At 58.3% G+C, this 13,776-nt stretch carries 12 protein-coding genes and 1 tRNA gene; 6 read left to right on the top strand and 7 right to left on the bottom strand.

Features of this window, described 5'->3' with window-relative positions; genetic code table 11:
* Window positions 1-77: 77 nt before the first annotated feature.
* Window positions 78-2,351 carry an arginine/lysine/ornithine decarboxylase gene (locus B9Z31_RS12005; RefSeq protein WP_100119777.1) on the bottom strand — a complete coding sequence of 758 codons (2,274 nt, stop codon included), beginning with the start codon at window positions 2,349-2,351 and terminating at the stop codon, window positions 78-80.
* A 198-nt stretch (window positions 2,352-2,549) separates the two neighbouring features.
* Here B9Z31_RS12005 and B9Z31_RS12000 point away from each other — a divergent pair.
* A tRNA-Ser gene (locus B9Z31_RS12000) sits at window positions 2,550-2,640 on the top strand.
* A 108-nt stretch (window positions 2,641-2,748) separates the two neighbouring features.
* On the opposite strand, the gene B9Z31_RS11995 is transcribed toward B9Z31_RS12000, so the two are convergent.
* The 4 genes from B9Z31_RS11995 to B9Z31_RS11980 all read right to left on the bottom strand — a co-directional run bounded on the left by B9Z31_RS11995 (window position 2,749) and on the right by B9Z31_RS11980 (window position 6,241).
* Complete coding sequence (locus tag B9Z31_RS11995) at window positions 2,749-3,915, bottom strand: branched-chain amino acid ABC transporter substrate-binding protein (RefSeq protein ID WP_100119776.1); 1,167 nt, start codon at window positions 3,913-3,915, stop codon at window positions 2,749-2,751.
* Window positions 3,916-4,038: 123 nt separating this feature from the next.
* Entirely contained in the window at window positions 4,039-4,314 is a 276-nt protein-coding gene (locus tag B9Z31_RS11990) for a hypothetical protein (RefSeq protein ID WP_143473848.1), read from the bottom strand.
* Complete coding sequence (locus B9Z31_RS11985; RefSeq protein WP_100119836.1) at window positions 4,311-4,745, bottom strand: DNA polymerase III subunit chi; 435 nt, start codon at window positions 4,743-4,745, stop codon at window positions 4,311-4,313. The genes B9Z31_RS11990 and B9Z31_RS11985 overlap by 4 nt, the downstream gene beginning before the upstream one ends.
* 8 nt (window positions 4,746-4,753) lie before the next feature.
* A complete protein-coding gene (locus tag B9Z31_RS11980; protein WP_100119774.1) occupies window positions 4,754-6,241 on the bottom strand; it encodes a leucyl aminopeptidase in 1,488 nt (495 codons plus the stop codon).
* Between the two features lie 23 nt (window positions 6,242-6,264).
* Between B9Z31_RS11980 and lptF the strand changes: the two genes are divergently transcribed.
* Genes lptF through B9Z31_RS11955 form a run of 5 tightly spaced genes read left to right on the top strand, consistent with a single transcriptional unit; the run spans window position 6,265 to window position 11,065 of the window.
* Entirely contained in the window at window positions 6,265-7,374 is a 1,110-nt protein-coding gene (gene lptF, locus B9Z31_RS11975) for an LPS export ABC transporter permease LptF (protein ID WP_100119773.1), read from the top strand.
* Window positions 7,371-8,477 carry an LPS export ABC transporter permease LptG gene (lptG, locus tag B9Z31_RS11970; RefSeq protein WP_100119772.1) on the top strand — a complete coding sequence of 369 codons (1,107 nt, stop codon included), beginning with the start codon at window positions 7,371-7,373 and terminating at the stop codon, window positions 8,475-8,477. The genes lptF and lptG overlap by 4 nt, the downstream gene beginning before the upstream one ends.
* Window positions 8,474-8,881, top strand: a complete 408-nt coding sequence (locus B9Z31_RS11965) for a sirohydrochlorin chelatase (protein WP_100119771.1) — start codon at window positions 8,474-8,476, stop codon at window positions 8,879-8,881. Before lptG ends, B9Z31_RS11965 begins: the two co-directional genes overlap by 4 nt.
* A gap of 28 nt (window positions 8,882-8,909) precedes the next feature.
* A complete protein-coding gene (locus B9Z31_RS11960; RefSeq protein ID WP_100119770.1) occupies window positions 8,910-9,851 on the top strand; it encodes a CysB family HTH-type transcriptional regulator in 942 nt (313 codons plus the stop codon).
* Window positions 9,852-9,895: 44 nt separating this feature from the next.
* Window positions 9,896-11,065, top strand: a complete 1,170-nt coding sequence (locus tag B9Z31_RS11955) for a pyridoxal phosphate-dependent aminotransferase (protein ID WP_100119769.1) — start codon at window positions 9,896-9,898, stop codon at window positions 11,063-11,065.
* A 62-nt stretch (window positions 11,066-11,127) separates the two neighbouring features.
* Here B9Z31_RS11955 and def read toward each other — a convergent pair whose 3' ends face one another.
* Both def and ligA read right to left on the bottom strand, forming a co-directional pair.
* Complete coding sequence (gene def, locus B9Z31_RS11950; protein WP_100119768.1) at window positions 11,128-11,667, bottom strand: peptide deformylase; 540 nt, start codon at window positions 11,665-11,667, stop codon at window positions 11,128-11,130.
* A complete protein-coding gene (gene ligA / locus B9Z31_RS11945) occupies window positions 11,664-13,763 on the bottom strand; it encodes an NAD-dependent DNA ligase LigA (RefSeq protein WP_100119767.1) in 2,100 nt (699 codons plus the stop codon). The genes def and ligA overlap by 4 nt, the downstream gene beginning before the upstream one ends.
* Window positions 13,764-13,776: the final 13 nt, after the last annotated feature.

The raw sequence follows: 13,776 nt of genomic DNA, 5'->3' as shown, positions 1-13,776 counted from the left end.
CCTGTGCGGAGGCGATGTGGCAAAGCGAAGCGCCTCTGAGCCTACGCACAGGGGCCCAACTCACATGCCACTCACGGTTACGCCTTCACGCAATCCGCAAAATAACGTTTCTTGCCTTCGTCGTCCACGGTCTCCACCAAGCCGTGGATGTCTGTCTCAAAGCCAGGGCACTTCTCATTGAACTCACGGGCGAACTTGAGGTAATCCACGATCTTCTTGTTGAAAACTTCGCCGGGAATCAACAAGGGAATGCCGGGTGGGTAAGGCGTGACCAGACCCACGGTGATGCGGCCTTCCAGGTGGTCGATTTCGACGCGCTCGGTTTTGCGTTGGGCAATGTGGGCGTAGGCATCGGACGGACGCATGGCCGGTGCCAAGTCCGACAAATACATGTCTGTCGTCAAAATGGCGATGTCGTACTTGGCGTACATCTCGTGCACATGCTGGCACAGATCGCGCAAACCCATGCGTTCGTAGCGGGGGTGCTTCTGGCAGAACTCCGGCATGATTTTCCACATCGGCTGGTTCTTGGCGTACTCGTCTTTGAATTGCTGCAAAGCCGTGAGCAAACTGTTCCAGCGGCCCTTGGTGATGCCGATGGTGAACATGATGAAAAAGCTGTACAGACCCGTTTTCTCCACCACCACACCGTGCTCGGTCAGAAATTTGCTGACGATGGACGCGGGAATACCGGTCTTGTCGAACTTGCCATCCAGGTCCAAACCCGGCGTGACGATGGTCGACTTGATCGGGTCCAGCATGTTGAAGCCATCGGCCAACTGCTGACCAAAGCCATGCCACTTACTGGCTTTTTTGCGCGGGTCGTTGCGCAAGATCCAGTCGTCGGCGCGGCCAATCCCCTCTTCGGCAAACTTCTCCGGCCCCCAGACCTTGAACCACCAGTCTTTGCCATACTCCCCGTCGATCTTGCGCATGGCGCGACGGAAATCCAAGGCTTCGGCAATGCTCTCTTCCACCAAGGCGGTGCCGCCGGGCGGCTCCATCATGGCGGCGGCCACGTCGCAGCTGGCAATGATGCTGTACTGCGGCGAAGTCGAGGTGTGCATCAGGTAGGCCTCGTTGAAGAGTGGCCTGTCGAGTTTGACGCTTTGCGCGTCCTGCACCAGCACATGGCTGGCCTGACTGATACCAGCCAGCAATTTGTGGATGGACTGCGTGGCGTAGACCATCGACTCTTTGGGTCGTGCACGTTTTTTGCCCATAGCATGGTAGGGACCATAAAACGGGTGAAAAGCGGCGTGCGGCAACCAGGCCTCGTCGAAGTGCAGGTTTTCCACATAACCATCGAGCATGCTCTTGATGGTTTCGGTGTTGTAGAGCACGCCGTCGTAGGTCGACTGGGTGAGTGCCATCACGCGTGGCTTGACCTTTTTCGGGTCCACGCCTTTGAGCAAAGGGTTGGCCTTGATCTTGGCCATGATGGCCGCAGGCTCGAACTCGCTTTTGGGGATGGGGCCGATGATGCCGAAATGGTTGCGTGTGGGCTTCATGAACACGGGCACCGCGCCGGTCATGATGATGGCGTGCAAGATGGACTTGTGGCAATTGCGGTCCACCACCACGACATCGCCCGGGGCCACGGTGTGGTGCCAAACGATCTTGTTGGAAGTGCTGGTGCCGTTGGTCACAAAGAAACAGTGGTCGGCATTGAAGATGCGCGCGGCATTGCGCTCGCTCTCGCCAATGGCGCCGTTGTGATCCAGCAGCTGGCCCAACTCCTCCACCGCGTTGCACACGTCGGCGCGCAACATGTTCTCGCCATAAAACTGGTGGTACATCTGGCCCACCGGGCTCTTGAGGAAAGCCACGCCACCCGAGTGGCCCGGGCAATGCCAAGAATAAGAGCCGTCTTCGGCGTAATCGAGCAGCGCCTTGAAGAACGGCGGTTGCACCCCCTCCAAGTAGCTTTTGGCTTCGCGGATGATGTGACGCGCCACGAACTCGGGCGTGTCTTCAAACATGTGGATGAAGCCGTGCAACTCGCGCAGGATGTCGTTGGGCAGGTGGCGCGAAGTTTTGGTTTCGCCGTAAATGTAAATCGGCACGTCGGCATTTTTGCGCCGCACTTCGTCAATGAAAGCGCGCAAGTTGATGACGGCTGGATCCAGATCCGGACCGGGTGAGAACTCTTCATCGTCGATCGACAAAATGAAAGCACTCGCACGGCTTTGCTGTTGAGCGAATTGCGACAAGTCACCATAACTGGTCACACCCAAGACCTCCAGTCCCTCGCTGACGATGGCGTCTGCCAAAGCGCGAATGCCCAGACCCGAAGTATTTTCGGAGCGGTAGTCTTCGTCGATGATGACGATGGGGAAGCGAAATTTCATGGGCTTGTCGGGCTGTGCGCCAATAAAGGGACAAAGGAATTCGTGAAGAGGCGAAGTTTAAGGACAAAAAGACGCGCTTGCGCTGCAAGCAAAAGAAATCGTCCAGAAACCACCTCGGTCAGCATAAGGCAGCCGTGTGACAAGAATTCAACAGGGGCCCCAATTTGCTGTTTTTCCCCTGCTACAATTGCCCCCTTCGGAGCGGTGGATGAGTGGTTTAAGTCGCACGCCTGGAAAGCGTGTGTGGGTTAATAGCCCACCGCGGGTTCGAATCCCGCCTGCTCCGCCAAAACCAAAAAAAGCCTGCACATGTGCAGGCTTTTTTTCGTCTGTTCTGTTTACCCGACACCTTTGGGCATCGGGTGAAAGTGCCCCCGAAACATCGGGGGCAGTCAGATCAGCGGACCACAGCGATCTGTGAACGCTCGCCACCCTTGTAGGTGTACAAGGTCAAAGCGCCGTTCTTGATGTCGCCTTTTTCGTCAAAAGCGATGTTGCCTGTCACGCCCTTGTAGTTGATGGCTTTCAACACAGGCAGGTACTTGGCTGGATCGGCGGAGCCGGCGGTCACCATGGCGGTGGCCATGACTTTGACAGCGTCATAAACGTAAGGTGCATAGACCTGGACGTCAGCGTTGTACTTGGCCTTGAAGTCTGCACGGAACTTGTCCATGCCCACTTTTTGCTCGCCTTCCACGCCGCCGGCTTCAGCGCACACCACGCCTTCGTCCTTCATGGCGTCGCCAGCCAACTTGGCCAACTCGGAAGTGCAGATGCCGTCACCGCCCATGAACTTGGCTTGGATGCCCAAAGATTTCATTTGACGCAACATGGGACCGGCCACAGCGTCCATACCGCCGAAGAACACGACGTCAGGCTTCTTGGCCTTCAAGGTGGTCAAGATGGCGTTGAAGTCAGAGGCTTTGTCGGTGGTGAACTCGTGACCCACGATGGTGCCACCCGCGGCAGTGGCGCCCTTTTTGAATTCTTCTGCCACGCCTTGGCCGTAAGCCGTGCGGTCATCGATCACGGCGATGTTTTTGCCCTTGAGGGTTTCCACAGCGTACTTGCCCAATGTGCCACCCAAGTGCACATCGTCAGCCACGACGCGGAAGGCACCAGCGTAACCCTGACGGGTGTACTTGGGGTTGGTGGCCGATGGGGAGATCTGGGGGATGCCAGCGGTGTTGTACAGCTGGGAAGCGGGAATGGTGGTGCCGGAGTTCAAGTGACCGATCACGCCGTTGACTTTGGCGTCGACCAGCTTTTGAGCCGCTGCAGTACCTTGCTTGGGATCGGCTGCATCGTCTTCTGCCAACAATTCGAATTTGACGGCTTTGTCGCCGAACTTCAGACCGGCTGCATTGAGTTCTTCAATGGCCATGCGGGCACCGTTTTCGTTGTCTTTGCCCAAGTGGGCGATGGCGCCACTGACAGGACCCACGTGACCGATTTTGATCACTTGGGCATCGGAAGCGGCGTCTTTTTTGCCGCAAGCTGCCAACACGACTGCAGCAACAGCCACAGACACCAAAGTCAAAGTACGCGTACCAGAAAATTTCATGGAAACTCCGAAAAATAAATTGCTTCAATCAAGCAAGCTGCAAAGATACTGCAAAACAAGGCCTTTTGCAGCTAGGGAAAACCAAAATCTCAGAAAAACTGTGGGTGGTTTTGTACGCGGCGGTCAAGCCATGCCACCTGTGTGCTTGCGCCAGGCCTCTCGAAGGCCGACTCGCACCAACTCAGTGGTCAAACGCTCCATTTCAGGGCGCAAAGCCAGGAGCAAATCCGACTCCAAGGACATCCAATCCATCTTTTTTTGAGCCTGCGCATCGAGCGCAGCCCGCAGGGCTTGGGATACGGCCGCCTCCGGCACCACCGTGGTCAACACCGGAATACTTCCTGTCGGCATGCCCGGTGGAGATGAAACCATGTCGGCCGTCGCGTTCGAGGGGGTCATCCGGCCACCGCCTTGGACAAATCGTGTTGTTTCAGGGCATAGCCTTGAGCGCTGTAGTGGCGCCAGCGCTGGCGCGCGGTCATGCGCCCATGGTCATCCGTGGCCACGATCTCAATGAGTCGCCCAAATGATTCAAAACCTTGGGGCACCTCGTCGCCCAGATTCACCAACACGTCCATGCCGCTCAGCTGGGCAGGGTCCATGTGCAAGCGAATGGGCGATGCATCTTGCACTTCAAGACCATCGGCAGCGCTGCTGTGCGGTAAAAAATCAGTCTCAGAAAACGACCACAGCGCCGCATCGAGTTGTCGAAGACTGGCCTCAGAACCCACCACGCCCACCCGAAGTTCTCGGGCATGGGCTTTGCGCAAGAGCCGGCAGGTGTACTGCAAGCGCTCCGTGGTGTTGAAATGGAACTCAATCTGGGTCATCAAGCCCATCACTTCCGATGGCTGGCTGCCAATTTGAGTGTTTTTTGTTCCGCCTGGATCAACAAGTAACTCAGGAGCAAGGAGACGGGCCTGCCCGTCGCCCCCTTGGCGGCGCCGCTGCGCCAAGCGGTACCGGCGATGTCCAGGTGTGCCCAGGGGTAATTCGAAGCAAAGCGCTGCAAAAACTTGGCGGCAGTGACCGCACCGGCTTGCCGGCCCGCCACGTTGGCCACATCGGCGAAACGGGACTTCAGGCCTTCCGCGTAATCATCGTCCAGCGGCATGCGCCAGCAAGTGTCGCCCGATGATTCACCGGCCAAATGGATCATTTCAGCGAGGGCATTGTCCGCGGTGAAAAGACCGGAACGAACCCCACCCAAGGCAATCACGCAAGCGCCCGTCAAGGTAGCGATGTCGATCACAGCGCGCGGCTTGAAGCGTTCTGCATAGGTCAAGGCATCGCACAACACCAAGCGACCTTCGGCATCGGTGTTCAAAATTTCGATCGTCTGGCCGCTCATGCTGGTCACCACATCGCCTGGCTTGACCGCGGATCCATCGGGCATGTTTTCAGTGGCGGGAATCAAACCCACCACATTGATGTTGGGCTTGAGTTCACCCAAAGCTTTGAACACGCCCAAAACGCTGGCGGCCCCGCACATGTCAAACTTCATTTCGTCCATTTCAGGCGCAGGCTTCATGGAGATGCCACCCGTGTCGAAGGTGATGCCCTTGCCCACCAGCACCACAGGCGCTTGCGTCGAAGAAGCCCCGTTGTAGCGCATGACGATGAAGCGCAAGGGCTCCACAGACCCCCGAGCCACGGCCAAGAACGCCCCCATACCCAGCTTGCTCACCTCTTTGGGCCCCAACACCTCGCATTTGAAGGACGCCCCTTTGGCGATGGACTTGGCTGCATCGGCCAACATGGCAGGCGTGGCATGGTTCGCGGGTCGGTTGGCCCACTCTTTGGCCACTTCAATGCCGGACACCAAGGCCTGCGCGTGGGCCACTGCCGCGCGCTGCTCGGCAAGGACTTGTGGGGTGCTGAAAACCACCCATTTGAGAGAGCGGGGTTTGGCTTGACTCAAGGTGGTGGTGTAGCTGTAACTGGCTTGCGCCAATGTGCTGGCCGCCACTTGCAGGGTTTTGGCCGTCAAGTCAAATGGGGCGTGAACACCCATGCGCTTGACTTTGACGGACTTCAAAACCGACCAAGCCGCGTTCACCGCCGTGCGAACTTGGGACGGGCTGCCATCGGCCACCGACACGATCACCAGGTGCCTGGTTTTGACGCCCGCTTGGGCATACAAGGTCAGCGCAGAACCCGCTTTGTGCTCAAAATCACCGTGCTGGAGGGCCGACTTGACCAAGGCTGCGATGGGGTCTTTGCTGGCCAAGAGCTCGGCGTCTTGGGTCGGCCACAAGACCACCAAGGCATCCAGATCGTCACGAATCACCGTGGAGAGAGCGCGTTTTTGGATTTCGAAGTTCATAATTCAGCTTTTCCTTCGTGCCGATGTTATTCCATTCTTCTTTACGCAAAGACCTGGCCCGAAATTTCGGGGCCACGCTGGTGGTTTTGATCACCATCGTGATCACCATCATCTTGATCCGAACATTGGGTCAAGCCAGCCGAGGCAGTGTCAACCCCTCAGAAGTCCTGCTGGTGATGGGATTCAGTGTGCTCAGCCAACTGACCACCATCATCACCTTGAGCCTGTTCATCGCGGTGGTGGCCACTTTGTCAAGGATGTACAGCGACAGTGAAATGGTCATCTGGTTTTCCAGTGGTCAAGGTTTGGGGCAATTCATTCGGCCCTTGTTTGGATTTGCGTGGCCTATTTTGTTGATCGTGTCTTTGCTGGCCATTTTTGCTTGGCCCTGGGGCAATCAACAGATTCAGGACCTGAAACAGCGTTTTGAAAAACGCAACGACATCGAGCGTGTTTCACCCGGTCAATTCCAGGAATCCTCTGGAGGACAACGGGTTTTCTTCATCGACAAGGACACGCCAGACAACCGTTTCGGCCGCCATGTGTTCATCTCCAGCCAAGACGGTTTCACGGAAAGTGTCACCACCGCCCAACAAGGCCGCATTGAGCTGACAGGCAACGATCGCTTCTTGATTTTGGACAAAGGCCAAGAATGGCATACCCATTTGCAAACGGGCGAAACACGGCTGACCCAATTTGAGCATTACGAATTGTTGATCGACGAAGATGTGAACCTGCCTTCCTTGAATGCGTCCAGTCGCCTGTCCACGACATGGCGCTTAATCCAAACCCCCAGTCCTGAAAGCTGGGCCGAATTGTCTTGGCGCTTCGGACTGGGGCTCGCAGGGATCAACTTGCTCTTGATCGCTTTGGCCGTTTCCGCTGTCAACCCCAGAGGCGGGCGCAGTTACCACTTGGCCATGGCCTTGTTTGTGTTCATCGCTTACTACAACATGCTCAATGTGGGACAAAGCTGGATCAGCACGGGCCGGGTTGGCTTTGGGACATTCATGCTGGTCGTACACGGCGGTGTTTTCATGTTGGCGATGCTGTGGCTCGGCATTCGCCACGCCAACTGGTCCTGGCGTTTCCTCCTCCCGACTCGCCAAGCGGCCATCAAGGACATGCCATGAAAACCGTTCGCCGATTGCTGCATGGCGAAATCCTTCGGGCGGTGGGCTTTGTGTTGGTGGGCTTTCTGGCTTTGTTCCTGTTTTTTGACGTCGTCGATGAACTCCAGAACTTGGCCCAATTGGCCAGCCAAGGCTACAAATTGCACCATGCGCTTTTGTTTGTGGCTTTCAAAACACCCTCTCACATTTATGAGTTGATGCCCATTTCGGTGCTGATCGGCTGCATTTTTGTCATGGCACGGCTGGCCCAAAGCTCCGAGTTCACGATCCTGCGCACGGGGGGCTTGGCCCCTTTGAAAGCCTTGAGCACTTTGCTCCAGCTGGGCTTGGTTTTTGTGTTCATGACCTTTTTGATCGGGGACTATGTGGCGCCCTGGGCAGACCGCCAAGGGGTGCTGGTCAAAGCCCCCTTCCAAGGCAACTTGACTGTGGGCCGAACGGGCGCCTGGCTCAAAGAACGGCAGGACAAGCGTCACTTTGCGGTGAACGTGCGCAGTTTTGACGGCATCCGCCGCATGCAAAACGTCCGAATTCACGAATTCAACGAAGACGGCCAACTGCTGGCCATCATTTCAGCGCCCCAAGCTGATTTTGGCGAGGGGCAATGGCTGCTGCAGCAGGCAGAGGAAACGTCCTTGAAGAACAACGCGGCCGACAACACAACCCGATACCAGTTACGGGAACATGCCCAATTGGCTTGGCCCACGGGCATCAGCGCCGACATGGTGACCGCTGCCGTGCTCAGTCCAGAGCGCATGAGGACTTGGGAACTGTTCAATTACATGCGGCATTTGTCCAACAACAACCAAAATGCTCAGCGCTACGAAATCGAGTTCTGGCGCAAAGTGTTTTACCCCTTGAGCTGCCTGGTCATGTTGGTGATGGCACTGCCTTTTGCTTACGTGCACTTTCGTTCCGGTCAAATTTCTGGGCATGTCTTTGGCGGTGTTTTGGTCGGCATCAGTTTTGCACTGTTGAACAATTTATTTGGCCACGCAGGCAACTTGCAAAACTGGCAGCCTTGGCTCACTGCAGCGGCACCTTCCTTGATTTACAGTGCCATTTCTTTGATGGGTTTTTGGTGGATGGTGTTGCGACGATGACGACGGACTTGAAGCCTGAAACGGCCGTGATTTTGTTCGCCCACGGTTCTCGCGACCCGCTTTGGCGCCTGCCCATCGACGCTGTGGCCCTCGAAATGACCCGGCAATGGCCGCACCTGTCTGTCGCCTGCGCCTTTTTAGAACTGACCGCGCCGGACTTGCCCACCACGGTTGAGCACTTGATGATGCAAGGCAAAACCCATTTGCGCATCGTGCCCATGTTTTTGGGTGTGGGCCGGCACGCGCGAGAAGATTTACCGAAATTGGTGGACGACTTGGTGCAAGCCTACCCCCAAATGCAGTTTGAATTGCTGCCCTCCATCGGTGAACACCCCGCCATGACGCAACTCATGGCCCAAATAGCCGCCCATGCCCCCGCTGCGCATAGACCCGATAAAGCATAATGACGTCAGTCAATATGGCATTTAATGTATGAACCTTCATCAGTTTCGTTTTGTCCAAGAGGCTGCTCGCCGCAACCTGAACCTCACTGAAACGGCCAAAGCGCTGCACACCTCACAGCCGGGCGTCTCCAAAGCCATCATTGAGCTGGAAGAAGAGCTGGGCATCGAGATTTTTGCCCGCCACGGCAAACGTCTCAAACGCATCACAGAACCCGGCCAGCATGTGCTGCAGAGCATCGAACTCATCCTGCGGGAAGTGGGCAATTTGCGCAAAATCGGCGAGCAATACAGCGCACAAGACAACGGCACCCTGTCGATTGCCACAACGCACACGCAAGCGCGCTATGTGCTGCCTCAGCCTGTCGCCAAGCTGCGTGAAAAATACCCCAAGGTGAACATCAGCCTGCACCAAGGTGCGCCGGACCAAGTGGCCAAAATGCTCTTGGACGATACCGCCGAAATCGGCATTGCAACCGAATCCTTGTCGGCCTACGAAGAGTTGGTGACCTTGCCTTGCTATGAATGGCAACACGTCTTGGTACTGCCTTTGGATCACCCTTTGGCCCGCAAAGCGCATTTGTCGCTGGAGGACATCGCCAGCGAGCCCCTGATCACCTACCACCCCTCATTCACAGGCCGTGGGCGCATCGACCAGGCCTTTGCCGCCAAAAAACTGCACCCGCGAATTGCGCTGGAAGCCATCGACTCGGACGTCATCAAAACCTATGTCCGCCTGGGCTTGGGGATTGGCATTGTGGCCGAGATGGCCATCCAAGACGATCCCGTCAAAGACCTCGCGATTCGACCTTTGGGCCAATTGCTGGGCAAAAATGTGGCGCGCGTCGCCTTCAAGCGCGGCGCTTACTTGCGCCAATTTGTGTACCACTTCGCCGAGCTGTTGAGCGACCGTTTGACGGCCCCGCTGATCACCAAGGCCATGACAGGCCACGTCAACGATTACGAACTGTGATCGCTCACCACTTAGCTGCTGATTTCAATTCCCTCCTCACCGCCATGAACGCTCGCACCCCCCACCTCGTCTCCAAAGCGCCCCACATGGGCACCACGATTTTCACGGTCATGTCGGCCCTGGCCACCGAAAAAAATGCGGTCAATCTGGGTCAAGGTTTCCCGGATTTTCCGTGCGACCCCCAGCTGCTCGATTTGGTCAACGATGCCATGCGTGAGGGCCTGAACCAATACCCGCCCATGACCGGTGTAGCGCCACTGCGTGAGGTGGTGTCGCGCAAAATTGAAACCCTGTACGGTCGACACTATGACCCGGTGAGCGAGATCACCGTCACCGCCGGGGCCACCCAAGCCATCCTGACCATCGTGCTGGCCATCGTTCACCCAGGCGACGAAGTGATGGTGCTGGAGCCTTGCTACGACAGCTATGTCCCCAACATCGAGCTGGCGGGCGGCGTGGTCGTCCGCGTGCCGCTCACCCCCGGCACATTCCGCCCCGACTTCGACAAAATTCGCGCCGCCATCAGCCCCAAGACCCGCGCCATCTTGATCAACTCACCGCACAACCCCAGCGGCATGATTTGGTCCAAGCAAGACATGCTGACCTTGCAAGAGATCTTGGCCCCGACCAACATCGTGCTGATCAGCGACGAGGTGTACGAGCACATGGTCTACGCACCCAACCAGCATTGGAGTGCTGCCCACTTTGAGGGCTTGGCGGCTCGGGCCTTCATCGTCTCCAGTTTTGGCAAAAGCTTCCATGTCACCGGTTGGAAAATCGGCACTGTGGCGGCGCCTGCGGCTTACACCGCAGAGTTTCGCAAGGTGCACCAGTTCAACGTGTTCACCGTCAACACGCCGATGCAACACGCTTTGGCCCGGTTCATGGCACAGCCCGCACCGTATATGGAGCTACCCGCTTTCTACCAAAGAAAGCGTGACCTGTTTCGCCAAGGCTTGGCGCAAACCCAGTTCAAGCTGCTGCCAGGCGAAGGCACTTATTTCCAGTGCGTGGACATTTCAGGTTTGAAAGTGCCCGAGAAAAATCTGAGCGATGCCGATTTTTGCAAGTGGCTGACCACCGACATCGGGGTGGCCGCGATACCGCTGTCGGCTTTTTATGGCGACGGTTTTGACCAGAAGGTCATCCGCTTTTGTTTCGCCAAGAAGGACGAAACCCTGCAGGCCGCACTGGACAAGCTCAAGGGTCTTTGACTTGGGTTGTGCAGGGCACGCGCCTGCCCGCACGGCACCGAAACGGTTGCTGCGGCAGCGCCTCAGTCGTCTTCGGCAGCGTTGATTTCAGGGAACAGCACCTCGGTGAACCCAAAGCGCGTGAAGTCGCGCACCCGCATCGGGTACAGCTTGCCCAGCAGGTGATCGCATTCGTGTTGCACCACCCGGGCATGGAAACCCTCCACGGTGCGCTCGATCGGCTGGCCCTTCTCGTCGTGACCGCTGTAATGAATCCGTGACCAGCGCGGCACCACGCCCCGCAGGCCGGGAACGGACAAACACCCTTCCCAATCTTCCTCTTCCTGCGCACCCAAAGGCGTGATGACCGGGTTGACCAGCACCGTGGGCGGCACCACAGGGCGGTCGGGATAGCGCGGGTTACGCGCGGTGCTGCCAAAAATCACCACCTGCGCATTCACGCCAATTTGCGGCGCAGCCAAGCCTGCACCGTTGACGGCAGCCATCGTGTCGCGCATGTCGGCGATCAGCGCATGCAACTCAGGGGTATCAAAAGCCGCGACAGGCTCGGCCACACGCAACAGTCGGGCATCGCCCATTTTGAGGATGTCACGCACGCTCATGGTTTTTCTCCCGCCAACAACATCGCCAAACCCGTGTCGTCCAACACGGGCACACCCAAGGCTTGGGCCTTCTCAAGTTTGCTGCCCGCCTCGGCCCCAGCCACCACGTAATCGGTTTTTTTGCTGACCGATCCGGCCACTTTGGCCCCCAAGGCTTCCAGTTTTTCTTTGGCTTCGTCGCGGCCCATGCTGTGCAAGGTGCCCGTCAAGACCACCGTGGTGCCGGCCAAGGGCATTTCGGTCGGAGCCAGCGCATCGCCTTCGGGCCAAGTCACGCCTGCGTCGCGCAGTGCCTGCACCACCTCGCTGTGGTGTGGCTGGGCAAAGAAGGTGTGGATGCTGTGCGCCACCACCGGGCCCACATCGGCCACTTGCAGCAAGGCGTCCTCGCTGGCGGCCATGACCGCATCGAGCTGTCCGAAATGCCGTGCCAGTTCTTTGGCCGTGGCCTCGCCCACATGGCGGATGCCCAGGCTGAACAAAAAGCGAGCCAAGGTGGTGCTTTTGGATTTTTCGAGCGCCTCGAGGAGGTTGACCGCCGACTTCTCAGCCATGCGCGCCATGTTGGAGAGCGTCTCGGGTTTCAGGTGGTAGAGATCCGCCAGCGTTGTCACATGTCCGGCATCCACCAGCTGGTCGACCAGTTTGTCACCCAAGCCATCCACGTCCATGGCTCGGCGGTGGGCAAAGTGCCAAATGGCCTGCTTGCGCTGGGCGCTGCAGAACAGCCCACCCGTGCAGCGGTGATCGGCCTCGCCCTCTTCCCGCTCAGCCAAACTCCCGCACACGGGGCAATGGTCCATCATGGTGAAGGGCGGCGCACCCTGCGGGCGGCGGTCCAGCACGACCGACACCACTTCGGGAATCACATCCCCGGCACGTCGCACGATCACGGTGTCGCCGACCCGCACATCCTTGCGGCGGGCTTCGAGTTCGTTGTGCAGCGTGGCGTTGGTGACCGTGACGCCGCCCACAAAAACAGGGGCCAGTTTGGCCACGGGCGTGAGTTTGCCCGTTCGGCCCACCTGCACGTCGATGGCCTGCACCGTGGTCATTTCTTCTTGCGCAGGGTATTTGTGGGCCACGGCCCAACGCGGCTCACGGGTCACAAAGCCCAGTCGGGCTTGCAGCGCCAGGTCGTTGACTTTGTAGACCACGCCATCGATGTCATAGGGCAAGGCGTCGCGTTCGGCCGCGATGCGCTGGTGAAAGGCCACCAGACCGAGCGCACCTTGAACGCAAGCGGTTTGCTCGGCCACCGGCAAACCCCAAGCCTTGAGCTGCATGAGCATGTCGAAGTGACTGGCCCAGTGCGGGCCGCCTTCTGTTGCCGGGGTGATGTCGCCCAGTCCGTAGGCGAAAAAGCTCAAGGGCCGCTCGGCGGCAATGCCCGAATCCAGTTGACGCACCGCGCCTGCGGCCGCATTGCGCGGGTTGACGAAGGTTTTTTCACCCTTGATACCCGCGGCGATGCGCTGGCGTTGGCGCTCGTTCAGGGCTTCAAAAGCGTCGCGGCGCATGTACACCTCGCCGCGCACTTCCAGCACATCCGGCGCATGGGGCGGCAAGCGCAAGGGGATCTGACCGATGGTGCGGATGTTGGCGGTGACCTCTTCGCCCGTTTCGCCATCGCCCCGGGTGGCGGCCTGCACCAGCACGCCGCGCTCGTAGCGCAAGCTCATGGCCAAGCCGTCAAATTTCAGCTCGCCCACATATGTGACCGGCGCATCGGATTCACCCAGGCCCAACTCCTTGCGCATGCGGGCATCAAAAGCTTCTGCGCCGCTGGGCTCGGTGTCGGTTTCGGTGCGTATGCTGAGCATGGACACGCGGTGCTTGACCTGCTCAAAAGCGGCGAGCACCGCGCCACCGACCCGCTGCGTGGGCGAATCGGGACTCAAGAGTTCGGGGTGGGCCAGCTCCAAGGCCTGGAGCTCGCGAAACAAGCGGTCGTATTCGGCATCGGGCACCTCGGGGGTGTCGAGCGTGTAGTACGCGTGGCCGTAGCGGTGCAAGAGGCTGCGAAGGTCAGCGGCGCGCTGTGCGTCGGCAGGCCCACCCGCAGGCAGGTCGCCAAACAAATCCGGATGCGACATGGTCAACGAGCCG

Source organism: Limnohabitans sp. G3-2, assembly GCF_002778275.1.
GTDB lineage: Bacteria > Pseudomonadota > Gammaproteobacteria > Burkholderiales > Burkholderiaceae_C > Limnohabitans_A.
Note: the sequence above shows the minus strand (reverse complement) of the source record. Positions and strands in the feature narration are given on the sequence as shown.